At 69.6% G+C, this 25,219-nt stretch carries 25 protein-coding genes; 7 read left to right on the plus strand and 18 right to left on the minus strand.

Annotation, left to right across the window (positions count from 1 at the left end; all coding sequences use genetic code 11):
- Nucleotides 1-41: 41 nt before the first annotated feature.
- The 3 genes from ubiB to ABZT49_RS10090 all read right to left on the minus strand — a co-directional run bounded on the left by ubiB (nt 42) and on the right by ABZT49_RS10090 (nt 3,291).
- Nucleotides 42-1,592 carry a 2-polyprenylphenol 6-hydroxylase gene (ubiB, locus tag ABZT49_RS10080; protein WP_355285825.1) on the minus strand — a complete coding sequence of 517 codons (1,551 nt, stop codon included), beginning with the start codon at nt 1,590-1,592 and terminating at the stop codon, nt 42-44.
- A 10-nt stretch (nt 1,593-1,602) separates the two neighbouring features.
- A complete protein-coding gene (gene ubiE, locus ABZT49_RS10085) occupies nt 1,603-2,361 on the minus strand; it encodes a bifunctional demethylmenaquinone methyltransferase/2-methoxy-6-polyprenyl-1,4-benzoquinol methylase UbiE (RefSeq protein WP_355285827.1) in 759 nt (252 codons plus the stop codon).
- A gap of 108 nt (nt 2,362-2,469) precedes the next feature.
- A complete protein-coding gene (locus ABZT49_RS10090; protein ID WP_355285829.1) occupies nt 2,470-3,291 on the minus strand; it encodes a hypothetical protein in 822 nt (273 codons plus the stop codon).
- A 39-nt stretch (nt 3,292-3,330) separates the two neighbouring features.
- Between ABZT49_RS10090 and mutM the strand changes: the two genes are divergently transcribed.
- Nucleotides 3,331-4,221, plus strand: coding sequence for a bifunctional DNA-formamidopyrimidine glycosylase/DNA-(apurinic or apyrimidinic site) lyase (mutM, locus tag ABZT49_RS10095; RefSeq protein WP_355285831.1), 891 nt, complete (start codon nt 3,331-3,333; stop codon nt 4,219-4,221).
- Between the two features lie 342 nt (nt 4,222-4,563).
- A complete protein-coding gene (locus tag ABZT49_RS10100; RefSeq protein ID WP_355285832.1) occupies nt 4,564-5,160 on the plus strand; it encodes a phasin family protein in 597 nt (198 codons plus the stop codon).
- A 49-nt stretch (nt 5,161-5,209) separates the two neighbouring features.
- Here ABZT49_RS10100 and ABZT49_RS10105 read toward each other — a convergent pair whose 3' ends face one another.
- Genes ABZT49_RS10105 through ABZT49_RS10130 form a run of 6 tightly spaced genes read right to left on the minus strand, consistent with a single transcriptional unit; the run spans nt 5,210 to nt 10,616 of the window.
- Nucleotides 5,210-5,959: an SDR family oxidoreductase gene (locus ABZT49_RS10105; RefSeq protein WP_355285834.1), complete on the minus strand. Its 750-nt coding sequence runs from the start codon at nt 5,957-5,959 to the stop codon at nt 5,210-5,212.
- A 16-nt stretch (nt 5,960-5,975) separates the two neighbouring features.
- A complete protein-coding gene (locus ABZT49_RS10110) occupies nt 5,976-6,632 on the minus strand; it encodes an ATP-binding cassette domain-containing protein (RefSeq protein WP_355285836.1) in 657 nt (218 codons plus the stop codon).
- Entirely contained in the window at nt 6,619-7,389 is a 771-nt protein-coding gene (locus tag ABZT49_RS10115; RefSeq protein WP_355285837.1) for an ABC transporter ATP-binding protein, read from the minus strand. The genes ABZT49_RS10110 and ABZT49_RS10115 overlap by 14 nt, the downstream gene beginning before the upstream one ends.
- Nucleotides 7,386-8,318: a branched-chain amino acid ABC transporter permease gene (locus tag ABZT49_RS10120; protein ID WP_355285838.1), complete on the minus strand. Its 933-nt coding sequence runs from the start codon at nt 8,316-8,318 to the stop codon at nt 7,386-7,388. The genes ABZT49_RS10115 and ABZT49_RS10120 overlap by 4 nt, the downstream gene beginning before the upstream one ends.
- Nucleotides 8,319-8,343: 25 nt before the next feature.
- The gene (locus ABZT49_RS10125; RefSeq protein ID WP_093566319.1) at nt 8,344-9,276 is read right to left on the minus strand and encodes a branched-chain amino acid ABC transporter permease; all 933 of its coding nucleotides are present in this window, start codon (nt 9,274-9,276) and stop codon (nt 8,344-8,346) included.
- The gene (locus ABZT49_RS10130; protein ID WP_355285841.1) at nt 9,276-10,616 is read right to left on the minus strand and encodes an ABC transporter substrate-binding protein; all 1,341 of its coding nucleotides are present in this window, start codon (nt 10,614-10,616) and stop codon (nt 9,276-9,278) included. Before ABZT49_RS10130 ends, ABZT49_RS10125 begins: the two co-directional genes overlap by 1 nt.
- A 229-nt stretch (nt 10,617-10,845) precedes the next feature.
- Between ABZT49_RS10130 and ABZT49_RS10135 the strand changes: the two genes are divergently transcribed.
- Both ABZT49_RS10135 and ABZT49_RS10140 read left to right on the plus strand, forming a co-directional pair.
- Nucleotides 10,846-11,844, plus strand: a complete 999-nt coding sequence (locus ABZT49_RS10135; RefSeq protein ID WP_355285843.1) for an SDR family oxidoreductase — start codon at nt 10,846-10,848, stop codon at nt 11,842-11,844.
- 38 nt (nt 11,845-11,882) lie between these two features.
- Complete coding sequence (locus ABZT49_RS10140) at nt 11,883-12,206, plus strand: YnfA family protein (protein WP_355285844.1); 324 nt, start codon at nt 11,883-11,885, stop codon at nt 12,204-12,206.
- 233 nt (nt 12,207-12,439) lie between these two features.
- Here the strand turns inward: ABZT49_RS10140 and ABZT49_RS10145 are convergent, their stop codons facing one another.
- The 9 genes from ABZT49_RS10145 to ABZT49_RS10185 all read right to left on the minus strand — a co-directional run bounded on the left by ABZT49_RS10145 (nt 12,440) and on the right by ABZT49_RS10185 (nt 22,366).
- A complete protein-coding gene (locus ABZT49_RS10145) occupies nt 12,440-13,438 on the minus strand; it encodes a helix-turn-helix domain-containing protein (RefSeq protein ID WP_355285846.1) in 999 nt (332 codons plus the stop codon).
- Between the two features lie 415 nt (nt 13,439-13,853).
- Nucleotides 13,854-15,425 carry a GMC family oxidoreductase N-terminal domain-containing protein gene (locus ABZT49_RS10150; protein WP_355285848.1) on the minus strand — a complete coding sequence of 524 codons (1,572 nt, stop codon included), beginning with the start codon at nt 15,423-15,425 and terminating at the stop codon, nt 13,854-13,856.
- A 10-nt stretch (nt 15,426-15,435) separates the two neighbouring features.
- Nucleotides 15,436-15,732, minus strand: a complete 297-nt coding sequence (locus tag ABZT49_RS10155) for a putative quinol monooxygenase (RefSeq protein WP_355285850.1) — start codon at nt 15,730-15,732, stop codon at nt 15,436-15,438.
- Between the two features lie 10 nt (nt 15,733-15,742).
- Complete coding sequence (locus ABZT49_RS10160; RefSeq protein WP_355285852.1) at nt 15,743-17,257, minus strand: amidase; 1,515 nt, start codon at nt 17,255-17,257, stop codon at nt 15,743-15,745.
- A gap of 257 nt (nt 17,258-17,514) precedes the next feature.
- On the minus strand, nt 17,515-18,216 hold the full coding sequence (locus ABZT49_RS10165; protein ID WP_355285854.1) for an ATP-binding cassette domain-containing protein: 702 nt from the start codon (nt 18,214-18,216) through the stop codon (nt 17,515-17,517).
- A 10-nt stretch (nt 18,217-18,226) separates the two neighbouring features.
- On the minus strand, nt 18,227-18,955 hold the full coding sequence (locus tag ABZT49_RS10170; protein WP_093566328.1) for an ATP-binding cassette domain-containing protein: 729 nt from the start codon (nt 18,953-18,955) through the stop codon (nt 18,227-18,229).
- A 17-nt stretch (nt 18,956-18,972) separates the two neighbouring features.
- Nucleotides 18,973-20,019, minus strand: a complete 1,047-nt coding sequence (locus ABZT49_RS10175) for an ABC transporter permease subunit (protein ID WP_355285856.1) — start codon at nt 20,017-20,019, stop codon at nt 18,973-18,975.
- A 1-nt stretch (nt 20,020) separates the two neighbouring features.
- On the minus strand, nt 20,021-20,887 hold the full coding sequence (locus ABZT49_RS10180; RefSeq protein WP_355285858.1) for an ABC transporter permease subunit: 867 nt from the start codon (nt 20,885-20,887) through the stop codon (nt 20,021-20,023).
- A 246-nt stretch (nt 20,888-21,133) separates the two neighbouring features.
- The gene (locus ABZT49_RS10185; protein ID WP_355285860.1) at nt 21,134-22,366 is read right to left on the minus strand and encodes an ABC transporter substrate-binding protein; all 1,233 of its coding nucleotides are present in this window, start codon (nt 22,364-22,366) and stop codon (nt 21,134-21,136) included.
- A gap of 295 nt (nt 22,367-22,661) precedes the next feature.
- On the opposite strand from ABZT49_RS10185, the gene ABZT49_RS10190 reads away from it, so the two are divergent.
- The 3 genes from ABZT49_RS10190 to ABZT49_RS10200 form a co-directional block, all read left to right on the plus strand.
- Nucleotides 22,662-23,702: an ABC transporter substrate-binding protein gene (locus tag ABZT49_RS10190; protein ID WP_355285862.1), complete on the plus strand. Its 1,041-nt coding sequence runs from the start codon at nt 22,662-22,664 to the stop codon at nt 23,700-23,702.
- 24 nt (nt 23,703-23,726) lie between these two features.
- On the plus strand, nt 23,727-24,482 hold the full coding sequence (locus ABZT49_RS10195) for an ABC transporter permease subunit (protein ID WP_355285864.1): 756 nt from the start codon (nt 23,727-23,729) through the stop codon (nt 24,480-24,482).
- The coding region (locus tag ABZT49_RS10200; protein WP_355285866.1) for an ABC transporter ATP-binding protein at nt 24,470-25,219 on the plus strand (750 nt) is incomplete at its 3' end. The genes ABZT49_RS10195 and ABZT49_RS10200, both read left to right, overlap by 13 nt.

The following is a 25,219-nucleotide window of genomic DNA, read 5'->3' on the forward strand; positions in this document are numbered from 1 at the left end:
ATGGCAAGGCGGGCACCGCCGGCCCGCCCGCGCCTCCCGCCTCAGCGCAGGGCGATCGCCAGCAGCGACCCGGCGATCACCCAGAGCGCGAGGGTCGACCACACCATCCGCTTGGTCTCGATGCGGATGCGGCGCTCCACCCGAGACACCTCGCGCAGGCCCTCCTCGTCGAGGCGCACGAGCAGCCGCTTGGCGCGTTGCGCCAGGTCGGGCACGTCGGCGACCACGTCGGCGAGCGTCAGCACCGCGCGGCGGGCCTGGTCGGCCCGGCCGATCGGTCCGAGGTTGCGGGTGAGCCAGGTGCGCACCACCGGCTCGGCTGTGGTCCACATGTCGAGGCGCGGATCGAGCGAGCGCGCGACGCCCTCGACCACCACCATGGTCTTCTGGAGCATCACCAGCTCGGTGCGGGTGCTCATGTCGAAGAGCGCGGTGACGTCGAAGAGCAGCGTCAGCACCTTCGCCATCGAGATCTCGTCGGCCCGGCGCTGGTGGATCGGCTCGCCGATCGCCCGGATCGCCTGCGCGAAATCGTCGACGGAGTGGTGCGAGGGCACGTAGCCGGCCTCGAAATGCACCTCCGCCACCCGGCGGTAGTCGCGCAGGATGAAGCCGAGGAGGATCTCCGCCAGGAAGCGGCGCTCCTTGATCCCGAGCCGGCCCATGATGCCGAAATCGACGGCCACCAGGCGCCCGGCCGGATCGACGAACAGGTTGCCCGGGTGCATGTCGGCGTGGAAGAAGCCGTCCCGGATCGCGTGCCGCAGGAAGGACTGGATCACCGTCCGCCCGAGAGCCGCCGTGTCGTGGCCGGCGGCCACGATCGCCGTGCGGTCGTTGAGGCGAATGCCGTCTATCCATTCGCTCGCCAGCACGTCGCGGCCGGTCAGCTCCCAGACCGGCTGCGGCACCCGGAACTCGGGATCGTCCTTGATGTTCTCGGCGAGCTCCGAGAGGGCGGCGGCCTCGAGCCTGAGGTCCATCTCCATCGCGACGGAGCGGGCGAGCGTCTCCACCACCTCGCGCGGGCGCAGGCGCTCGGCCTCGGGGCGCAGGGCCTCGACCACCCGAGCCATGAAGCGCATCGCCTGGATGTCGCGGGCGAAGCGCTCGCGCACCCCCGGCCGCATGATCTTAACCGCGACCACCCGCTCGGTCCCGTCGGGATCGCGCAAGTGCGCTTTGTGGACCTGGGCGATCGAGGCGGCGGCGATCGGCTCGCTGAAGGCGGTGAACAGCTCGTGGACCGGCTTGCCGAGGGTGGCCTCGAGGGTCGCGACCGCGACCGCTTGCGGGAAGGGCGGCACGCGGTCCTGCAGCCGCTCCAGGTCGCGCGCCGCCGCCATGCCGACGATGTCGGGCCGCGTCGCCAGGAACTGGCCGAACTTGACGTAGGAGGGGCCGAGCCGCGTCAGCGCGGCGGGCAGGCGGCCGGGGCCGAGGCCCGGGCGTTCGAGCTTGCGGCCGAGCCGCAGGACGAGGCGCAGGTGCGGCGGCAGCTCGGCGGCGTCCACGAAGGCGAGGGCGCCCTCGCGGGCCATCACCCAGCCGACATGGATGCCCCGCGCGAGGTGGGCGACGAGGCTCAGCACGGGGAATGCCTCACGCGAGCTTCCAGCCGGAATGGATGGCGCAGATGCCGCCCGAGAGCGGCCGGTGGGTGACATGGCCGAAGCCCGCCTCCTCGATCATCCGGGCGAAGGAGCCCGGCGTCGGGAAGCGACGGATCGACTCGACGAGGTACTGGTAGGATTCCTTGTCGCCGGCGACCAGCGAGCCGATCCGCGGGATGACCTTGAACGAGTAGGCCTCGTAGATCTTGTCGAGCCCCGGCACGTCGACATGCGAGAATTCGAGGCACAGGAAGCGCCCGCCGACCTTGAGCACCCGGTGCGCTTCCTGGAGGGCCAGCTCGATCCGCGGCACGTTCCTTATGCCGAAGGCGATGGTGTAGGCGTCGAAGGTGTTCGACGGAAGCGGCAGCGACTCGGCGTTGCCGGCGACGAAATCGATCCGCGAGCCGTACCGATGGCCGGCGCGCTCGCGGCCGACGCCGAGCATCGCCTCGTTGATGTCGAGGACCGTGACCTTGGTGTCGGGCCCGCCGGCTTCCAGCGTGCGGAACGCGATGTCGCCGGTGCCGCCGGCGACGTCGAGCAGCCGGAACGGCCGGGTGCGCGAGGGCCGGAGGGTCGACACGAAGGCGCTCTTCCACGCCCGGTGCAGACCCCCCGACATCAGGTCGTTCATCAGGTCGTAGCGCTTGGCCACCGAGCGGAAGACCTCGTTGACGCGGTCCTGCTTCTCCGCGAGCCGGACGCGCTCGAAGCCGAAATCGGTGCTGGTCTCGTCGCCGGCCATGCCATCAGGTCCCCTGTCGTGGCGGCCTGCATAGCGAAGGTGAGGGGAAAGCACCATCTTGGCCAGGCGTGCGCGTCGTCGCGCCCACAGGCCGCCAATCGCCGCGGGTCAGGCTCCCGGCTTGGTCGCGACCCGGTACAGCCCCGCCTCGTCAGTCCTGACCAAGATCTGCGCCTGACCGGCCTTGTCCGACTTCGACAGGCCGCCTTCGCGCAGCAAGAGCTCGATGATCTTCTCCGCCTCGGCGCCCTGCAGATTTTGCGCGGCGGTGACGAGGCGATCGAGCGAGAGGCCGAGCCGATCCAGCCCGAGATACTTCTCGATGATACGAAACAGCATGTCGGGCGTCTTCTGCGCCTTCAGGGCCGCGACCGTGTCGGGGTCCAGCTTCATCCGGGCGGCGATCGTCTCGATCATCATCGCGCCGCCCGGCTTCGCGGTCACCTGGATCAGGGTTTCCTTGACCGCCCTCATGAAGTCGCCGAAATCCCCGTAGTCCGACCGGTCGAGGCCGAGCACCTGGCCTAGCTGCTCGACACGACGGATCAGCAGCTTCTCGCCGGTCACGCGGTTCACGCTGAACAGGGCCGCATTCGTCGCAGCCCGGGCCTTCGTGCCGGCGCCCTGGCCGACGGCGAGGGGGTCGTCGTTCGTCTCCCTCTCCGGGTCCTGCAGCGCGAGGCTCGGGGGCGTGACCTGCGGCGCGCCGGATTCCTCGCGGGTGCGTCGCAGCATCGCGAGGGCCGCGACCCCAGTGGTGTGGACAACCTTCATCGCACGCTCCGCCGGCTCCGGCGGCGGGCCATGATCGCGTTCGATCCCCCACCGCCCCGGTTTAGAAACATACGGACACTGACCTAAGGTCAGGTGAACGGGCGGAGCCGGCCGAACCTCGGCGCCGGATTGGCGAAAGCGGCGCCGCGCCCCCATCTCACGGATCGAGGGCTCTCCGCCCGCATCCAGGATGTCATGCCCGAACTGCCCGAAGTCGAGACCGTGCGCCGCGGCTTGGAGCCGGCGATGGTCGGCGCCCGCTTCACCGAAGTCGTGCTGAACCGGCCGAACCTGCGCTTTCCCTTCCCAGCCCGTTTCGCCGAGCGGGTGCAGGGCCAGGAGGTGACCGCCCTGTCGCGGCGCGCCAAGTACCTCGTCGCCGACCTCTCCTCCGGCGAGGCGCTGATCATGCATCTCGGGATGAGCGGGCGGTTCGACGTGCAGCTGCCCGACGGCCGTAACCTCTCGCCCGGCGACTTCTACCTCGACGGGGCGCAAGGCCAAGGCAAGCACGACCACGTCCGGTTCGCGCTCTCGAACGGCGCCAGGGTTGTCTACAACGACGCCCGCCGCTTCGGCTTCATGGACCTCGTGCCGTCGGCCGACCTCGCGACCTGCCGCCACTTCGCCGGCATGGGCATCGAGCCGCTCGGTAATGAGCTGTCCGGCGAGGCGATCGCGGATCTCTTCAGGGCGAAGCGCACGCCGCTCAAGGCCGCGCTCCTCGACCAGCGGCTGATCGCGGGCCTCGGCAACATCTACGTCTGCGAGGCCCTGCACCGGGCGAAGCTCCATCCGGAGGCGCCGGCGGGAACGCTGGCGGATGCCGCCGGCCGCCCGACCGCGAAGGCCAAGCGCCTCGCCACCGTGATCCGCGACGTGCTGACCGAGGCGGTGGCGGCGGGCGGCTCGACCCTGCGCGATTACGTCCACACCGACGGCAGCCAGGGGGCGTTCCAGCACGCGTTCCGGGTCTACGACCGGGAGGGGCTGGGATGTACGGCGAAGGGCTGCCGCGGGGTGGTGCGGCGGCTGGTGCAGTCGGGAAGGTCGACGTTCTATTGCGAGACGTGCCAGCCGCGTTGAGCGTCGGGTCGGCTTGAAAGCCGGCTTGAGTTGGCGGGAGAAATCGAAGCCCTCTCCGTCATCCCGAGCCCGCGCAGCGGAGCCCGGGATGACGGAGAGGGCTTCGGTTCGGGCGGCAGCCTGCGGATCCTCGCGCGTAATCCCGCCTCGCATCAAAATTTTCGACCATATCGTATGTTATCGCACGCTCCCGTGAGTTGTATTTCATGCCTATCGCATCGCAAAACCACAAGAACAGCGGTGTCAAAATATAACAAAAATAGAAGAAATCATCACACGAATTCCATCCTGGGGAGGAATGGGGCCGAGGCGCATCGATTGGCAAAAACCAGGAGAAGCGAAATGGCGACGACGCAGCAATCCGAACAGGCCAAGAAGACCGAGCCGATGAAAGGCGCCCTCGACGGCGCATCCAACGGAATCGAGAACGGCGCCGCGCAGGCGTCCCGAATGGCCGACCTCGCGAAGGACAGCCTCGACAAGGCCGGCGCGCTGCAAGGACGAACCGCCGACACCGCGCAGCAGATCATGCAGATCGGCGTCGAGACGGTCTCACGCACGGCACGCGAGTTCAGCGATCAATTGCAGCGAACGATGGGGGTCGGCAGCGAGGACGGGGCGCGGTTCGCCGAGCAGGCGCGGAAGAACGCCGAGGCCGTCAGCCGCTGCGGCACGGTGATGAGCCACGCGATGCAGGATGCTTGGCGGAGCTCGGTCGAGCTCGGCCAGAAGCGCTGGCAGCGCAACCTGGAGGGCATGAAGCGCCTCGCCAGCGCCCGTACGATCCAGGAATTCTCGATGCTCCAGAGCGAGATGATGCGCGAGAGCGTGCAGAGCTTGGTCGAGGATGCCCGCACCGTCACCGAGGCGTCCCTGCGCTCCTTCGAGGAGGTGGGGACGATCTGCGCCAGCGTGAAGTCGCTGCCGGCATCCCGCTGAGGCGGGACGGGCCCGCGTCCCCGGACCGGGGGCGCGGGCTCGGCCTCAGTCAGACTGTCCGTCCGCCGTCGATCGGCATCTCCACACCGGTGATGAACTCCGCCTCGTCGGAGGCGAGGAACAGCGCCACGTTGGCGATGTCGGTGGCCCGCGACATCCGGCCGAGCGGGATCGTGGCGACGAACTTCGCCCGGTTCTCCGGGGTGTCGGGCACGCCCATGAAGGCCTCGAGGAGGCCGGTCTCGCCCATCACCGGGCAGAGCGCGTTGACGCGGATCTTCCACGGCGCCAGCTCGACGGCGAGCGACTTCGACATCAGGTTCACCGCCCCCTTCGAGGCGTTGTACCAGGTCAGGCCGGGACGGGGCCGGATGCCGGCGGTCGAGCCGACGTTCAGGATCACGCCGCCGCCATTGTCGCGCATCGCCGGCGCCAGCGCCCGGACGAAGTGGAAGATCGACTTCACGTTGACCCGGAAGACCCGGTCGAAGGCCTCCTCGTCGACCTCCATCAGCGGCTGGTTGCGGTGAGTGGTGCCGGCATTGTTGACGAGGATCTGCGGCGTGCCGAAGGCCTCGGTGGTGCGCGCGACGGCTGCCTGCACGTCCTCGGCGCTGCCGACATCGGCCGCGATGGCGATCGCCGACGCGCCGATCTCCTTGGCGACGCGCTCGGCGGCATCGCCGCGCAGGTCGAGCACCGCGACCTTGGCGCCTTCCTCGGCGTAGCGCTTGGCGATGCCCTCGCCGAACCCGCCGCCGGCACCGGTGACGATCGCGACCTTGCCGTTCAGCCTCATGGGAAACACTCCTTGGTCAGGCGGCCGAGATCTCGCCGCGCTCGATCTGGATGGTGGTGTCGACGAGGGCCCGCAGCAGGTCGGGGCTGCTCTCGGTGATCAGGATCGCGACGTCGGGGAGGGCCGCCCGCAGGCGGGCCAGGGCCTCGGCGTAGCGAAGGGCGAGAGCCGGGGCGAGACCCTGGAACGGCTCGTCGAGGAGCACCGCGCGGGTGCCGACCATCAGGGCCCGGCCGAGCGCCACCATCTTGCCCTGGCCGCCCGACAGGCCCGCCGCCTTGCGGGGGGCGAAGTCCTTCAGCTCCGGCAGCAGCGCGTAGACGGAATCGAGCCGCCGCGCGACCTCCGCCTTCGGCAGCCCCAGCACCTGGGCCGGCAGCAGCAGGTTGTCCTGCACCGTGAAGCTGCCGAACAGCTTGCGCTCCTCCGGCGCGTAGCCGATGCCGAGCCGCGCGCGGTGATGCGCCGGGACGCTGCCGGCTTCCTGCCCGTCGAGCACCAGCCGGCCGGCCTGGAGGGGGAGGAGCCCCATCAGGGCCCGCAAGGTCGTGGTCTTGCCGGCGCCGTTGCGGCCGATCAAGGCCACGCGCCCGCCCGGCGGCACCTGGAGCGAGACGCCGCGAAGGACCGGTGCGCCGGCGATTTCCACCGCCGCCCCCTCAAGCCGCAGCATGGGCGCCTCCCGCCGGGGCGACGCCGATCACCGTGCGCTGCACCTCCGGGTCGTTGAGGATCTGGGCCGGCGGTCCGAGCGCCGCGATCTTGCCCTGGCCCCATACCGCCACCCGGTCGGCGAAGCGCCCGACCACCTCCATGTCGTGCTCCACGAACACCGCCGTCACCCGCGCCTCGCGCAGGACCCGCACCAGGGTCTCGACGATGGCCATCTTCTCGGCCGCGGCGACGCCGCTCGTCGGCTCGTCCATCAGGAGGAGGCGGGGGCGGAGCGCCACCGCCATGGCGATGTCGACGAGCTTGCGCGCGCCCTCGTTGAGAGCGTCGGCCCGCACATCTAGGATGCGGGTGAGGCCGAAGCGCCCGATCAGCTCCGCCGCCTCGTCGCGGAAGCGCGGGCGGAGCAGCGGGGTCAGCACCGACCACACGCCCTCGCGGGCCGCCACCGCGAGCGCCACGTTCTGCAAGACGGTGTGCTCGGTGAAGAGCTGCGGCAGCTGGAAGCTGCGCGCGACGCCGAGATCGACGATGCGGCGCGGCGACAGGCCGAGGATCGGCTTGCCCTCGAAGGCGATCGAGCCGCTCTGCGGCTTCAGGTAGCCGGTCGTCATGTTGATGAAGGTGGTCTTGCCGGCGCCGTTCGGGCCGATGATCGCCAGGAACTCGCCGGCCTCGACGTCGAGGTCGATCCCGTCGGCGGCCTTGAGGCCGCCGAAGGCGAGGCGCAGGTCACGGGCCTGGAGGAGCGCGGTCATGCGGCCCTCCTGCGGCTCGCGATCATGCCCCAGAGGCCGCCCGGCGCGAACACGATGACGCCGAGGAGCACGAGGCCGAGCACCAATTGCCAGGCATTGGCGAAGGTGGCCGCGGCGTAGACCCGGGTCAGCTCGTAGGCCGCGGCGCCGAGGAACGGGCCGATGACGCTGCCGGCGCCGCCGAGGATCGCGATGAAGACGAGCTCTCCGGACGTGGTCCAGTAGCTGAGCGCCGGGGTGACGTGGCGGGTGGTGAGCGCGATGATCGCCCCGCCGAAGCCCGCCATCACGGCGGACGCCACGTAGGCGGCGAGCAGCACGCGCTTGGGCGACACGCCCATGAAGTCGAGCCGGGTCTCGCGGGTCTTGATGCCGGCGAGCGCCTCGCCGAGCGGAGAGGCCAGAGCGACCCGCACCAGGGCGCCGCAGGCCAGAGCCAGGACGAGCGCCATGCCGAGAACCGTCCACTCCCCCGCCTCGCCGGCGAGCGGCCGGCCGAGGAACGTCACGGGCGGCAGCCGGATACCGTCGGCGCCGTGGGTGAGGGCATAGAATTTCTCGAGTACCGAATAGAACACCATGCTGAGGGCGAGATTCAGCATGCCGAAGAAGATCTCGCGGTAGCGCACCACGAAGAGCCCGATCAGCAGGCCGAGCAGGCCGGCGAGGATCGCCGCGAGGGGCACGAGCAGCAGGGCCTCCGGCATGGCCATCGCCCCGAACGCCACCGTGTAGGCGGCGAGCGCGAGGTAGAGTGCATGGCCGAAGCTGACCTGGCCGGCGCGCAGCAGGAGCAGGATGCCAAGCACTGCCAGGCCCTTGGCGAGCGCGATGGTGAGGACGAAGCGCAGCCACGGCACCGCGTAGGCGAGTGCGACGATCAGCGCGGCGCCGGCGAGCGCGAGCAGGGTTTCGGAGCGGCGGGTCATGGCGCGGCGCCTCCAAGGATGCAGCTCATATCCGCCGGGTCTCCGCCACGCCGAACAGGCCTTGGGGCCGGAACAGCAGCACCGCCACCATGATGGCGTAGGGCACCACCACCTCGAATTCCGGCGCGACGTAGACCGCGAAGGAGCGGCCGAGGCCGATGAGGAGGGCGGCGACGGCCGCGCCCTCGATCTGGCCGAGGCCCGCGGTCGCAACCACCGCGAAGGAGAGCACGATGGTCGAGGCGCCGACGCCCGGCACCAGCGAGACGGTGGGGGCGGCGAGCGCGCCGCCGAGCGCCGCCAGCGCGGCGCCGACCGTGAAGGTGAGCATCGTCACCTTGGCGGCGTCGATCCCCATGGCGCGGGCCGCCTCGCGGTCGACCGTGACCGCGACGACCATCCGGCCGGTGAGGGTATAGCGGAGCACATAGGCGAGGATCGCCAGCGTCGCGAGGGCGACGCCGGGCAGCACGTAGAGCTGATAGGCGGTGAACGGGATCACGTCCTGGCCGAACGGCACGTCGACGGTGCCGAGCCACTTCAGCGGCGCGTCGAACACCACCGGCTGCACGCCCCAGACCAGCTTCTGCAGGTCCTCCAGGATCATGAACAGCGCGAAGGTGACGAGGAGCTGCAGCACCGGCTCGCGGTCCTGCATCCGGCGAAGCAGCAGCCGCTCGATCACCGGCCCGAGCACCACGCCGACCAGCACGGACGCCGCGAGCAGGATCGGCAAGCCGAGCCAGGGCGGCGCGCCGAGGGAGGCGGCGAACAGCCCGAGCGAGGCCGCGGCGTAGCCGCCGATGGCGTAGAGGCTGCCATGGGCGACGTTGAGCACCCGCAGCACGCCGAACACCAGATTCAGCCCCACCGCCACCATGAAGACGGCGGCGGCGTAGGACAGCCCGTCGAGCAACGCCAGCCCGACGAGGATCCCGTTCTCCGACAACCAGGCCATCAGCTCTTGAAGGCCTGCGCCTGCGGGAGCTTGTCCACCATGTCGGGGGTCAGCGTCTTCAGCCAGTCGGCGCTCTTCTGGCCGACCGGCGTCGTCACGGACTCGGCCGGGAAGACGATCATGTCGGTGAGCACCGGGAACGGGTACTTGTCGGAGTGCAGCGTGGTGCCGATGAGCTGGTTCTCGAGGCCCTGGCCGTCCTCGCGGATGCGCACGCTGGCGGTGGGCGAGGGGAACTCGAGGCCCTTGAAGGCGGCCGCCAGCTCGGCGTCGGTCGGCCAGCCGCCGCCCTTCGCCGCCACCGCCTTCTCGATGCCGGCCTTCATCGCCGAGACGGCCTGGGCCATGTGGAAGCAGGGGTAGATCGGCCAGGCATTGTACTTGGCGCGGTAACTGTCGCTGAAGCGCTTCAGCCGATCCGGGTCGGCCGGCGACGGGTGCAGGAACCAGTGGTCGCCGCGGGCGCCGACGATGTGGCCGGCCGGCAGCGCCTTGCCGACGCGCTGGAGCGAGGATTCGGCGAGCGGCATCACGAAGGTCGAGCGCTCGAACAGCTTGCGGTCCGAGGCTTGGCGGATCAGCGCGTCGAGGTCGCCGCCCCAGGAGGTCGAGAGAACGACGTCGGGCCTGAGCGCCAGCACGCGGGTGATCTCGGTCGAGAAGTCGGTGGCGCCGAAGCGGGGAAACAGCTCGGCCGAGACCTTCACCCCGGGCTTCAGGGTGTTCATCGCCGTGCGAAAAATGTCCCAGGAATCGCGGCCCCAGGCATAGTCCTGGTTGATCACCGCGATCGACTTGAAGTCTGGCTTCACCTTCAAGAGGTAGAGGAGCGCCGCCAGGATCTCCGGCGTCGCGTTGGCCTGGGTGCGGAAGGCGTAATTGTAGCGGTTGTCCTCGAAGATGCGCTGGGTGCCGCAATCCCACAGCAGCGTCGGCCGCTTCAGCTCGTCGGCGAGCGGCGCGCAGGCGATGCAATCGGCCGACGAGATCGCCGCGAAGATCAGGTGCACGCCTTCCGACTGGACGAGGCGCCGGTACTCTCCGACGACGTGGTCGACGCCCGGGCCCTCGTCGACGAAGATCGGCCGCACCTTGACGCCCGCGATGCCGCCGGCGGCGTTGATCTCGTCGAACAGCATCTCGGCGGTCTGGCGGCCGGGGACGCCGAACACGCTCGCCGGGCCGGACAGGTAGGTGGCGATGCCGACCTTCAGCTCGGCGGGCTTGGCCCCTTGCGCGAAAGCAGAACCGCCCGGCAGCATCAGGCTCGCTCCCGCAGCGCCTGCACCGACCAGCGCCTCGCGCCGCGTGAGCATCCCGGCACGACCCGTCCCAGCCATCGGCTTCCTCCCTGACTTATACCGCGCGCACGGACCCCTCTGGAGTTTGGCGTCGGGGGCCTCGCCGCGGCGCGGATCATGGGGGTGCGGTGACCGCCTGTCCAATAGCTTGTGCGGGCGCGTGCCAGAGGTTCGAGATATGGCTGGGGGTATCTGCCATCGATGGAATGAACGAAGCGCGCCCGTCATCGTTAGGGCCTGGATACCCCCATCCTGTACGGAGGATTCCATGAGCCACGCCCACAAGCCCCTCGGCGAGCAGGTGATCGTCATCACCGGCGGCTCCAGCGGCATCGGGCTCGCCACGGCCCGTAGGGCGGCGCGGGCGGGCGCCCGGGTGGTGCTCGCCGCGCGCAACGCCGAGGCGCTGGCGGCGATCCAGGAGGAGATCGAGGCGTCGGGCGGCGAGGCGACCCACGTCGTCGCCGATGTCGGCCGGCGCGAGGACGTCCAGGCCATCGCCGACAAGGCGGTGCAGCGCTTCGGCGGCTTCGACACCTGGGTCAACGATGCCGGCATCTCGATCTACGGCCGGCTGGAGGAGGTGTCGGACGAGGACCACGACCGGCTGTTCCAGACCAATTTCTGGGGCGTGGTCTACGGCTCGCTGGTGGCGGCACCCCATCTTCGCCGTCGCGGCGGCGCGATCATCAATCTCGGCAGCATCGCCTCCGACCTCGCGATCCCGCTCCAGGGCATGTACTCGGCGAGCAAGCACGCGATCCGCGGCTTCACCGACGCGCTCCGGTCCGAGCTGGACCTCGACCACGCGCCGGTCTCGGTGACGCTGATCAAGCCGGCGGCGATCGACACCCCGTTCCCGCAGCACGCCCGCAACTACCTCGACCGCGAGCCGAAGCTGCCGCCGCCGGTCTATCACCCGGACGAGGTCGCCCATGCGATCCTGCACGCCGCGGTGTATCCGCAGCGCGAGATCATCGTCGGCGGCGGCGGCCGGGCGATGACGGGTCTCAAGAAGCTCGCGCCCGGCACCTTCGACCGTCTCGGCGGCGTGATGGCGGGCCAGCAGCTGCGCGCCGAGCCGCCGCGCGATCCGAACGGCGCCCTCCACCGGCCGGCCCAGGACGGCCACGTGCGCGGCGACCATCCGGGAATGGTGCGTCACACCAGCACCTACACGCGGGCAAAGCTCAATCCCCTCACCACCGGCGCGGTGATGGCCGGCGTTGGCCTCGCGGCGGCGGCCTTGATGAAGCGGCGCGCCTGACCTTTCGCGCATCGGCGTGGCGTGGGACAAGCCGCGCCATGCCGACCTTCTTCCTGTACGCCGCCGCTGCGCTCGCCGAGATCGCCGGGTGCTTCTCGGTCTGGGCCTGGTGGCGGCTCTCGGCGTCGCCGCTCTGGCTGATTCCGGGGGGCCTGGCGCTCGGCGCCTTCGCGTTCCTGCTGGCGCTGACCGAGTCGGACGCCGCCGGCCGCGCCTTCGCGGCCTATGGGGGCATCTACATCGCGGCCTCGCTCGCCTGGCTGTGGGTGATGGAAGGGCAGCGGCCGGACCGATTCGATTGCGCCGGCGCCGCCCTGTGCCTCGCGGGGGCGGCGGTAATCGCGCTGGCGCCGCGGGGATAGTCTCGTTCGCCCGGGCAGGAGGATGGGCACTTCGACCTCCACCTCACAGGGTCATCCCGGGGCCGCGCAGCGGAACCCGGGATCCATAATCGCCGATGGTGCAAGATGAAGCTGGATGCGATTCGCCTTTTCAAGCTTCATCAGCGGTTATGGATCCCGGGTTCTCGACTTCGTCGAGCTCCGGGATGACAAGGAGGATGGGAGAGCTGGCATTTACGCTGGGCCGAAGAAGACTATCCCGCTGCCCGCAGCACAGATTTCGGCATCACCCCGTACGCCTTCTTGAACGCCCGGCTGAAATGCGAGAAATCGCTGAAGCCGCATTGCATCACTACCTGCCCGACATTGCGGGCCTGGCCCTCCTCAAGCAGCCGGTGGGCCAGCGCCAGCCGCTGCTGCCACAGCCAGCGGATCGCCGTGGTGCCATCCGCCGCGAAGGCACGGCACAGGGTGCGCAGCGACACGCCGAGGCGGTTCGCCACCGTGGCGAGGTCGAGGTCGGGATCCTCGATATGGGCGAGCAGGAAGGTCTTGGCCTGGCGCACCAGGTCGTCCTCGGCGACCTTGCGACCCGGCGCCGTCAGGCTCGCCTCCAGCGAGGCGGTGAGCAGTTCGAGAAACGCGTTGCCGAGGCGCTGCGAGCCGCTCTCGCTCAGCGGGCTCTCCAGTTCGACGATGTCGGTGAGGGTGTGGGCGAGGGTCGAGGCCAGCGGCTGGTCGGGCCGGATGATCCGCGCGGCCAGGTGCTCGAAGTCGGGCAGCCGCGCCGCGATCTGCCGCCGGGCCATCCGGGCGACGATCATCCGGGTGTCCTGCTCGAACTCCCACAGGAACGGCCGGGCCGAATCGTATACCACGAGGTCGCCGACGGAGGGAAGGGCGCAGCGGTCGTCCTGCACCAGCCGGCCGGTGCCGGTCTTCATCAGCGCTACGAACACGTCGTCGTCCGGCATCCGTCGCAGGCAGGCGGCGTCGCGGCGGTTCTCCATCGGCGAGAACCGGATGTCGCAGACGTTGACCTTGCCGAGCGCCACCTTGCGCAGCCGCGCCGAGAACGGTCCGTCGTCGATCTTCCGCATCGTCTCCGACGGGCTCAGATGCGCGCAGATCGCGTCGCGCCAGTAGGAGAAGCGGTATCGTTCCGCGAGCACGGTGGTGTCGAAGGTCGTGATCGGGGCAGGCGAAGGGGCCGAGGAGAAGGCCGACGGCGGCGAGGCGGTGAGCGATGCCATGACTGTCCCTCCGGCGGATCCGGGCCTTGGGCGGGCCCGCGATGCGTGTCGCGTCCGGAACGGCTTAAGCAACGACGATGCCAGCCGGGAGCGAGACGGCCGGTCATAAGCCGAGTGGACTGGTCCGCCGGGGCAGGACGGGACCTAAGCATCATTCGCCGAAGTGGTCACCGGTTCGGCGGCAAAAATGATGCAAAAACAAAGAGCTAAGCAGAGTTGCCCCGTGCAACTCTGCTTAGAGCGCTTCACGATCGCGGTGCAATCGCGAAGCTCTCTAAGTCTTTGTTTGGTTGCATTTGCTTCGACGAACCGGTCTCCACTTCGTCGGGAAATGCTCTGGCCGTCGTCGGGGACGTTGCGACCGCTCGACCGGGGATTTTCGAAGGCGCGGTGCTCATCTCGGCCGGCCTTCACGTCACCCCGCCAGCGCTCTTGCCGCCCGCTCGGCCACCAGGATCACTGTCGCGTTCAGGTTGGCCGAGATCATCCGCGGAAACACCGAGGCGTCGGCGACGTACAGGCCGTCGAGCCCGTGCACCGCGAAGCTTTGCGGATCGATGACCGCGCCGGGATCGGTGCCCATCCGGCAGGTGCTCGACGGGTGGTAGAGCGAGGCGAGGTGGCCGCGCACGTGCCGGGCGATGCCGGCCTCGTCCCGGCATTCCGCTGAGGGGCTGAGCTCGTGGGCGATCACCGCGGCGAGCGGATCCGCCGCCGCGATGGCCCGGTTGATCCGCACTCCCTCGACCAGGGTGGCGAGGTCGCGGCCGCCCTCGTCCGAGAGATAGCGCGGGTCGATCGCCGGCGCGGTGAGCGGATCGGCCGAGCGCAGGCGGATCTCGCCGCGGCTCTCGGGCCGTTGCAGCACCGCGAACAGGGTGAAGCCGGAGCCCGGATAGAGGAAGCGGCCGTAATCGCGATGCGGGGCGGCGATGCCGTAGAGCTGGAGGTCGGGTTCGATCCCGGCCCGCGTGGCGACGTGGCCGCCGGCCGTGGCCCAGTTCGAGATCCGCGGGCCGGTGCGATGCGCCTGCCATTCCGCGAGGCTCTCGGCCGCGCCTATCGCGCCGAGGCCGACCGGGCGCGTGGCCGCGAAGGCGAGGGTGATCGCCGGGTGGTCCTGCAGGTCCTGGCCGACACCGGGGAGGTCGTGCAAAGGCGCGACCCCGGCCGCCCTCAGCGCGTCCGCCGGGCCGATGCCGGAGAGCATCAGGAGGTGCGGCGAGGCGATGGCGCCGGCCGCGAGCACGACCTGCCCGGCCCGCGCCCGCTCGGGCCGGCCGTCGCGCAGGTACTCGACGCCGACGGCGCGGCCGTGCTCGATCACGAGGCGGGTGACGAGCACGCCGGTCTCGATCGCGAGGTTCGGCCGCTCCCGCGCCGGATCGAGATAGGCCCGCTTGGTGCCGAAGCGCTCGCCGCCCCGGGTGGTCAGCTGGAAGAAGCCGACGCCCTCCTGGCTTCCGCCGTTGAAATCCGGGTTCGCCGGATGACCGGCCGCTACGGCGGCCTCGTGCCAGAGCGTCTCGCCCTCGTCGCGATACGGGCAATCCTCGACCGGCAACGGACCGTCGGTGCCGTGCAGCGGGTGGTTGCCGAAGCGGCGATTGTCCTCGGACGAGAGGAAATCCGGCAGCACGTCGCGCCAGCCCCAGCCGGGGCAGCCCATCGCCTCCCAGGCCTCGTAGTCCGAGGGCAGGCCGCGCAGGTAGATCATGGCGTTTAGCGAGCCCGAGCCGCCGAGCATCCGGCCGCGGGGCCAGAAGATCCGGCGGTCGCGGCATTCGACTTGGGGCTCGGTGTGGAAGCCCCAGTCGGCGCCGGTATTGAACAGGCTCGGCCAGTCGGACGGAATGACAGCGCCGAGCGGCGGTTCGCCGCCGGATTCCAGCAGCAGCACCCGGCGCGCCGGGTCGGCGCTGAGCCGCCCGGCAAGCACGCAGCCGGCGCTGCCGGCGCCGACGATCACCGTGTCGTAAGGAGTCATCGGCGGGAGGTCATCGTGCCGAGATCTCGTCGGCGGTCACCAGGACGACCTCGCCGTCGAGGATCGGCTGTGCGATGGCGAAGAACCGCGCCACCGCCGCCGAGCCGTTATGCCGGTCCATCGCCGCCTGGTCGGTAAACCGCTCGTAGGTGGTGAAGCGGGTCGGATCGCCCGCATCCTGCGAGACGAAGAAGCCGACCGTGTCCGGCTCGTTCGCCGCGACGTGGGCCGCCACGTCGAGGAGGGCGGCCCGCAGGGTCGCCTCCGCACCCGGCCTGGCGCGGAGGATGGCGCTGATCGTCATCACCGGCCCGCCCTCAGAAGGTCTTCCAGTCGCCGGCGGCCTCGAAGGCGGCGGCGGCCTGGTAGATCGCGCTCTCGTTCCAGTCGCGCGCCGTCAGCATCAGGCCGACCGGCAGGCCGTCGACGAGGCCGCAGGGGATCGACATCGAGGGATTGCCGGTCACGTCCATCGGCGAGGTCGAGGCGACCATCTCGAAGGCGCGGACGATGATTTCGTCCAGCGGCGCGCCCTTCTCCGGCAGCTTGGTGGCGGTGCAGGGCAGGGTCGGGCACAGCAGCAGGTCGTAGGTCTTGAAGCAGGTGGCAAAATCCTCCCGCACCTTGCGGGCGAGGTTCTGCGCCTTGGCGTAGTAGCGGCCGCGATAGTGGGTCAGGCCCCACTGGCCGATCAGCATCGAGATCTTCAGCGTCTCGGACAGGTCGTCGGCCTTGGCCCGCCAGGCGGAGTGGGCGTCGAACAGGCCGACATCGTAGGCGCCCTTCCAGTTGAAGCCCATGCCGTTGCCGAGCATCATCTGCTGCGTCAGGCCCTCCAGCCCGATCGGCGTCCAGACCGACGCCGCCGTCTTGTAGGCCGGCAGCGAGACCTCCTCGATCGTGGCGCCCAAGCCCTCGAACCGGGCCGCCGCCGCCCGGACCTTGTCGGCCACCGCCTCCTGCATGCCGGGCGCCGAGAAACCCTCCATCAGCAGGCCGATCTTCAGGCCCTTCGCGCCCTTCTTCAGCGCCTCCGTGTAGGCGGCGACCTGCGGCGCGTACTGGCGCGGGTCGAGCCCATCGGGTCCGGCCAGGACTTCGAGCAGCAGGGCGTTGTCGGCGACGCTCGCGGTCATCGGGCCGGTATGGTCGATCGTGGTCTCGATCGGCATCACGCCGGTATAGGGAACGAGGCCGTGGGTCGGCTTCATCCCGTAGATCCCGCAATACGAGGCCGGGATGCGGATCGACCCGCCCTGGTCGCCGCCGATCGCGAGATCCACCTCGCCGGCGGCCACCAGCGCGCCGCTGCCCGAGGACGAGCCGCCGGCCGAGTAGCCCATCCGGTGCGGGTTGTGGACCGGCCCCGGATCCGAGGTGTGGCTGCCGCCCGACAGGCAGAAATGCTCGCACACCGCCTTGCCGAGGATCGTCGCGCCGGCATCCAGCATCCGGGTCACGATGGTGGCGTCGGAGGCGGGGACGAAGCCTTCGAGGGTCGAGGCGCCGTTCATCATCGGCACGCCGGCCAGCGCGACGTTGTCCTTCAGCGCCACGGTCTTGCCCGTGAGCTTGCCGGTGTCGGCGCCCTTCACCTCGCTCTTCCAGTACCAGGCACCGAGGGGGTTCTCCTCTGCGCTCGGCCGGGTGCCGGGGGTGCGGGGATACTTCACCGGGGGGATGTGATCGGGCAGGGCGTCGACGACGTCGTAGGCGTCGAACGAGGCGTCCATCAGGGCGCGGTAGGCCGCGGCCTCCTCGGGCGACAGCGACATGTGGAGGCTGGCGGCGAGCTCGCGGACTTGGTCGGCGCTCGGGCGGGTGATGGCCATGGGGCGGTTCCTCGGTGGTGACTAGGGATGGTCGGCGCGACGAGAGTTCACGCCGGCGTTCGTATCCCTCCGCGTCATCCCGGGGCTCGCCGAAGGCGAGAGCCCGGGATCCAGAAACACAGGTGGTGCAGAAACAGATGAAGAGCGATCAGCTTCTTCCTGAACGACCTGAGTGTCTGGATTCCGGGCTCCGCTGCGCGGCCCCGGAATGACGCGGAGTGTGGGTCATCTGTCGAGAGAAATGAATATGTGTGAGATCACGCCGCCGCCATGCCGATTCGCCCCGCCAGCAGGTCGTCGCGCGAGACCTCGCCGGTGATGCGGCCCTTCTGGATGCCGAGCACCCGGTCGGACAGCGAGGTGATGAAGTCGAGGTTCTGCTCGACGATGATCATCGACAGGTCCCAGCGCTTCTTCAAGGCGAGCAGCGTCTCGATGATCTCCTCGATGATCGAGGGCTGGATGCCCTCCGTCGGCTCGTCGAGGAGGACGAGCTTCGGCCGGGTGCAGAGGCAGCGGGCGAGCGCCAGCAATTGCTGCTCGCCGCCCGAGAGGGCGCCGCCGCGCCGGTCGAGCAGGCGCACGAGGCGGGGGAAGTCGGCGAGCACGTCGTCGATGATGCGGGGATCCTCCTTGGGCGCGCTGGCGAGCCCCATGCGCAGGTTCTCGCGCACGCTGAGGGTGGCGAAGATCTCGCGGCCTTGCGGCACCAGGCCCATCCCGAGGCGGGCGCGCTGGTGGATGGGCAGCCGCGTGACCTCGGCGCCCGCGAAGCGCACCGCGCCGGCACTGGCCGGGATGTGGCCCATCAGGGTCCGCATCAACGTGGTCTTGCCCATGCCGTTATGGCCGAGGATGCCGAGATATTCTCCGGGCGCCAGGCTGAAATCGACGCCCATCAGGATCGGCACCCGGCCGTAGCTCGCCCGCAGGTCTTCCACGTCGAGAAGCGCGCTCATGCCACCCCCTTCATGCCGCCACCTTCTTGCCGAGATACACGTCGCGCACCCGCCGGTCGGCGAGCACGGCGTCGATCCCGTCCTCCATCATGATCCGGCCCTGGTGGAACACCGTGACCGTGCGGGCGATCATCTTGATGAACGCCATGTCGTGCTCGACCACGACGATCGCCCGGCTCTTGTTGATCTCGCGGATGATCTCGGCGGTGCGGTGGGTCTCCTCGTCGGTCATGCCGGCCGCCGGCTCGTCGAGGAGGATGAGGTCGGGATCGCCCGCCAGCACCGTGCCGATCTCGACCCATTGCCGCTGTCCGTGCGAGAGCTGGCCGACGGTGGCCCCGGCGAGATGTGTCAGCCGGATCTTCTCCAGGATCTCGTCGACGAGGGGCCCGGTGAATTTCGGCGTCGTCTTGCGGCGGGCCGAGAGCCAGATGTTCTCCCGCACCGACAGCCCGTTGAACACGTTCGGCACCTGCGTCTTGATACCGATGCCGAGCCGGGCGATCTGGTGGCTCTGCAACCCGGTGAGAGGTTTGCCCCGGAACGCGATGGTGCCGGAGGTGGGCGTGAGCTGGCCGGTGAGCATCTTGAAGAAGGTGCTCTTGCCGGCGCCGTTCGGGCCGATCAGGCAGCGCAGCTCCATCTCCCCGAGGGTGAAACTGACGTCGTCGTTGGCGACGACGCCGCCGAAGCGCATCGTCAGGTGCTCGGTCTTCAGGAGGGGGACGAGGGGGTCCATCTTATTCGTCTCCCATGTCATTCGGCTCCCGCGATCTGGGTCCGGGCGGCGGTGGAGGCGGCCGGGCGCCGTTTGGCCTTGCGGCCGAGCCCGAGGAGGGCATTCTTCAGCGTCGGCACGATGCCCTTCGGCAGAAGCAGCACGAAGCCGACCAGGATCACGCCCAGCACGAGGTTGGCGTTGAAGGCCTGCTGCGATCCGATCTTGGCGGTGAGGAACTGGATCAGGAAACACCCGACCACCGGGCCGATCAGGGTGCTTAAGCCCCCGACGGTGATCCAGATGATGATCTCGGCCGAGAGCGACAGGGAGAAGATCGTCGGGCCGACGAAGGCGCCCCAGTTGACGTAGAGCGCGCCGGCGAGCCCCGCGACCGCGCCGCCGACCATGAACACCCCGAGCTTGATTAGCCGCGGATCGTAGCCGAGGAGCGCCGCGCGGGTCTCGTTCTCGCGCACCGCCACCGCGATGCGGCCGAAGGGGCTCGCCAGCAGGAGCCGCATCAGGAGGTAGACGGCGATCAAGGCGCCGCCTGTGACCCACCACCCGGCCTCGGGGGTCAGCACCGCGTCCGGCGTGTAGGGCGCGTTGAAGGTCGGCACCGAGGGGATGCCATTGAAGCCGCCGAGCCGGGCTTGGCCGATCGTGTAGGCGTCGCCCGCCGTCGAGTTGACGACGTTGAACAGGATCAGCGTGACGGTGAGCGTGATGACCCCGAGATAGACCTCGCTGATCCGGCCGTAGAAGACGAAATAGCCGAGGGCCGCGGCGAAGAGGGCGGGAAAGAGGATCGCCAGCAGGATCGCGTTGGTGGAGTCGCCGAAATTGATCGCCGCGATCGCGTAGGTGTAGCCCCCGAGACCGAAGAACGCGGTCTGGCCGAAGGACAGGATGCCGCCAAAGCCCCAGATGAAGCCGAGGCTGAGCGCCAACACGCCCATGGCGGCGAACAAGGTCAGCTGCATCAGGGTGAAGAGTTCGAGATAGGTGGGTAAGACCGCCACCACGGCGACGGCGGCGAGGACAGCAAGGAGCTGGAGGGCGCGCGACAGGGCGGCGGGCATGTCAGAGCGTCCCCTTGAAGAAGCGGCCGGAGATGCCCTGCGGCAGCAGGCGGATCAGCAGGATCGCGGAGAGGAAGAGGATCACCTCGCCGTAGACCGGGGTGGTGAAGTAGGCGCCGAGCTGGTTGACGAAGCCGAAGAGTCCGGCGGCCGAGAGCGTGCCCGAGATGATCGCCGCGCCGCCGCCGACGACGGTGATGAAGCACTTGGCGACGAAGGCGGTGCCCATCACCGGCGTGATGCCCGAGACCGGCGCCAGAAGCCCGCCGGCGAGCCCGGTGATCGCGGCGCCGATGCCGAAGGTCGCCATGTAGATTTTTGCGGGGTTGACCCCGAGGGTCGCGGCCATGCCGGGATTCAGCATCACCGCCCGGGCGACGAGGCCGAAGCGGGTGAAGCGGAGCACGCCGAAGACCAGCGCCATCATCAGGACGGCCATGGCGAGGAGGAAGATCGTGTACCAGCTCGACCGGTAGGCCCCGACCTGGAACCCGCCGAGCGGCGTCGGAACGCCGTTGATGGTGTTGCCGAAGATCGTCGTCACGAGGCCGATGAGGCAGAGGCTCAGGCCCCAGGTCGCCAGCATCGAATCGACGAGGCGCCCGTAGAGGAAGCGGATCAGGCAGCGCTCGATGACGAGCCCAACGAGCCCGACGACGAGGGGGGCCACCACCAGCATGGCGATCCAGATGTTGAGCCCGGCATTGGCCGAGATCACCGTGGCATAGGCCCCCAGCATCACGAACTCGCCGTGGGCGAGGTTGATGATCTTCATCATCCCGAAGATGATCGCGAGGCCGAGGCAGAGCAGGAACAGGGAGGCCGCCCCGTTTACCACGTCGAGCGCGATGATGAGCGACAGGTCCATGACGTCATCCGGGCGAGAAATTGTCTGGGGAAGTTCAGATGAGACATCGTCCTGCCACCCTCCGCGTCATCCCGGGGCCGCGAAGCGGAACCCGGGATCCATATCCGCCGACGATGCAAGATGGGGCGGTGCGCGTTCCGATCGCTTCTGACGCGTCGGCGGTTATGGATCCCGGGTTCTCGCCTGCGGCGAGCCCCGGGATGACGCCGAGGATGTCATGACGGCTGCCTGGACTTCAGGCCACCGTCAGATCGAGATCTCGTACTGCTTGTTCTCGCGCGGGTTCTTGATCAGGTTGCACACCGCCGCGGTGTCCTGGGGCTTGGCATCTGGGTAGGTCTCGCGCACGTCCCATTTGCGGTCCTTGACCACCGCCAGGTAGGCGTTGCGGGTGACGTGGTGGGTGGCGTGGTCCACCGTGACCTTGCCGGTCGGCCCGTCGAAGGACAGTCCCGTCTCCAGGGCCTCGGTTACCGCCATCCGGTCGATGGAACCTGCCTTCTTCACCCCCTCGACCCAGAGGTAGAATCCCTCGTAGGTCGCCGCCGCCAGTTCGCTGATGTAGGGAATGCTCGGCGATTGCTTCTTCAGCTTGGCGACGTAAGCGGTGCTTGCCGGAGTCGTCAGTTCCTCGAAGTAGCCGTAGGCGCCGAGCACGCCGTCGCTCTCGGCGGCGTTGAGGGTCGAGGGCTCGTTGACGAGGCCGAAGGTGGTCGAGGCGATCGGGATCTGGCCCTTCATGCCGGCGGAGGTCCATTGCCGGTAGAACGCCGTGTGGTTGCCGCCGACCAGGGCCGAGAGCAGCAGGTCGGGCTTGGCCGCCTGGATCTTCGAGATCGTCGGGCCGAAATTCGTCACGTCGAGCGGGAAGAAATCGACCGAGACCGTCTCACCGCCCTGGTCCTTGACGTATTTCTGCATCCACTTGGCGGTGATCTGACCGTAATTGTAATCGGCGGCGATGATGTAGACCTTCTTCTTATCCTTGCCCATCGCATAAGGAACCAGCTTCTCCACGGTCTGGGCCGGGGTGGTGCCGGTGCAGAAGGTGTTGCGGTCGCAGACCCCGCCCTCGTACAAAACGTTGTAGAAGTACAGCACCCGGAAGCGGTTGAAGGTCGGGCGGATCGCCTCGCGCGAGGCCGAGGTGATGCCGCCATGGACCACCGCCACCTTGTCGCGCACGGCGAGCTGCTGGGCGTATTGCGAGTACATCTGGATGTTGGACTGGGTGTCGTAGTGCACGAGCTGCAACGGCCGGCCGAGCAGGCCGCCCGCGGCGTTCACCTCCTCGATCCCGAGCTTCAGGCTCTCGACCATCGGCGTGCCCGAGGCGGCGATCGGTCCGGACTGGTCGTGCAGCGAGCCGACGAGGATCGGCGTCTCGGCCCGGGCCGACCGGAGCACGGCCGGCATCGCTAGGGTGGAGAGCGGAACGGCAGCCGCGGTACGGAGGAGGTCACGACGCGAGAGGGCCATCCTGGTCCGGGCTCCTGTTGCAGCACGCGGCGCGTTGCCGACGACCCGAGGTTAGAAGAGGCCGGAGCGCCGGTGCTTGCCTGTGCTGACCAAAAAATTGGACTGGCCGTGCCAGGGGTGGGGAGGGCGCCCCCGGGCCGATCCCGGAGGTTCTTCTCCATAGAAGCGGCGATAGAGAAATCCATCCCAATATACGCCTGTATTTTAGATAAAATTTCTTAGTTGCGCGCCGTTCTTGCACGTCTGCAGGAGGATGCCCTAAGCGGAGGCGATCCTTCCCCACAGACGGCCGGCCATGACCATCACGCGACGCAGCATCCTCGGGGCAGCCCCGGTCCTCGCCGCCGGTGCCGCCCTCGGACGGGTGACGCCGGTGCTCGCCGAAGGCCGCGCCGCGCCGCTGCGGGTCGGCGTGATCCCGATCCTCGCCGCGGCGCCGATCTACGTCGCCGAGAAGGAGGGATGGCTCAAGCAGGCCGGCCTGTCGCTCGCCGTGACGACCTTCGAGTCGGGCCCGAACATGATCCAGGCGCTGGCCTCGGGCACCCTCGACGTCTACGTCGCGGGCGTGGCGCCGCTCGGCGTCGCGCGCTCGAAGGGCATCGACGTGAAGGTGGTGGCCGCCACCTCGGTCGAGGAGAACGTCTTCGTTGCCGGCCCCAAGCTCGCCCGCTTCGCCGAGACCGGCGTCGCCCCGGCCGAGGTCTTCCGGCGCTACCGCGAATCCACCGGCACCCCGGCGCGGCTCGCCACCCAGCCCCTCGGCTCGGTGCCGAACACCACCCTGCAGCACTGGCTGTGGGAGGTGGCGAAGGCCGACCCGAAGGATGTGACGATCGTCTCGATGGGGATCGACGCGACCCAGCAGGCGGTGCTCGCCGGCGCGGTCGAGGGCGGCATCCTGCGCGAGCCCGCGGTCTCGATCGTCACCGGGCGCAACCCGGCGATCCGCCTGATGGCGCTCGGCGGCGAGATGTTCCCGAGCCAGCCCGGCACCGTCGTCGCCGTCACCCGCGCCCTCCTCGACAAGGAGCCCGAGGTCGCCCAGGCGATCGTGACCGGAATCGTGCGGGCGGTCGACCTGATCGGCCGCGATCCGGAGCGCGTCGCGCCGATCGTCGAGGCCTCGCTCGGCAAGGGCCTCGTCGACACCGCCACCATCCGCCGGGCGCTGGCCTCTCCGGCGACGCGCTTCGCCGCCGATCCCCGCCGCATCGTCGAGGCGACGGCGGCGATGCAGCGCTACCAGGTGAAGATCGGCGCGCTCGAGCGCGAGGTGCCCCTCGACGGGCTGTTCGAGCCGCGGCTCTACGAGCGCGCCGTCGCTGGCAAGTGAGAACTCGCAAGTGAGAGTTCACCCGTGAGATCCCGCCCCGCGGCGTTGCTGCTCCCGCTCCTGGGGCTCGCCGCCTTCTTCGCGCTCTGGGAGGCCGTGCCCCGGCTCGGCCTCGTCAACCCGGCCTTCCTGCCGCCGCCCTCGGTGCTGCCGGAAGCGTTCCTGCGCGAACTGCGCTCCGGCCAGTGGCTCGCGGCGATCGGCGGCAGCCTCGGGCATTACCTCGTCGGCCTTGGCCTGGGCATCGGCCTCGGCATCGCCGCCGGCACGCTGACGGGGATGTCGCGCACCGCCGAAGGCCTGACCGCCTGGGTGGTGCGGGTGCTGAGGCCGGTGCCGGGCCTCGCCTGGGTGCCCTTCGCCATCATCTGGTTCGGGGTCAGCCCGGAGGCGGCCCTGTTCATCGTGGCGATCGGGGTGTTCTGGATCGTCTACTTCGCGAGCCACGGGGCGATCCGCGGCGTCGACCGCGACCTGATCGAGCTCGCCGCCGCCTTCGGCTTCCGCTCCGCCCCCGAGCGCCTGATCACGGTGGTGTGGCCCGCCGCCATGCCGGGGATCCTGGTCGGCGTGCGTACCGCCATCGGGCAGGCCTGGATGGCGGTGGTGGCGGCCGAGATCTTCGGGGTCGCAGGCCTCGGCCAGCGGATGATGCAGGCCTCGACGCTGCTCGCGACCGACATCGTGGTCGTCTACATGCTTACCATGGCGCTGCTCTACGGCGTGTTCGACGCCGCCTTCACGGCGCTGCAAGGCTGGATGCTCCGATGGCGGGCCTGATCGCGATCCAGGGCCTCGCCCTCACCTTCACCCGCGACGGCACCCGCACCACGGTACTGTCCGGCCTCGACCTCGATATCGAGCCGGGCGAGTTCCTGGCGATCGTGGGCGCCTCCGGCGTCGGCAAGTCGACGCTGCTGCGGGTGATCGCCGACCTCGTGCGCCCGAGCGCCGGCACCGTCTCAGTCAGTGCGCCCGAGCCGGGCCGCCGGGCCGTCGCCCTGGTGTTCCAGGATTCGCGCCTGCTGCCCTGGCGCCGGGTCCTCGACAACGTCGCCTTCGGGCTCGAGAAGCTGCGCCTCCCCCGGGCCGAGCGGCGCCGGCGGGCGCAAGCCGCCCTCGACCGGGTGGGCTTGGGCGCGCTCGCCGGGCGCTGGCCGTTCCAGCTCTCCGGCGGCCAGCGCCAGCGGGTGTCGCTCGCTCGCGCCCTGGCGGTCGAGCCGCACGTCCTGCTCATGGACGAGCCGTTCTCGGCCCTCGACGCGCTCACCCGCGAGACTCTGCAGGACGAGCTCGCCCGGCTCTGCCGCGCTTCGGGCCAGACCGTCCTGTTCGTCACTCACGACATCGAGGAGGCGGTCTACCTCGCCGACCGGGTCGTGGTGCTGGCAGGGAGCCCGGGCCGCATCGTCGCTGCCCACCGCATCGCGGCGGGCCAGCCGCGCGATCGGGCGGCGCCGGAGCTGAAGCGGATCACGCAAGCGATCCGGGAGGATCTGGCGGGGGTGGCGGGGGAG

It is taken from the genome of Methylobacterium sp. EM32, from assembly GCF_040593685.1.
Lineage (GTDB): Bacteria > Pseudomonadota > Alphaproteobacteria > Rhizobiales > Beijerinckiaceae > Methylobacterium.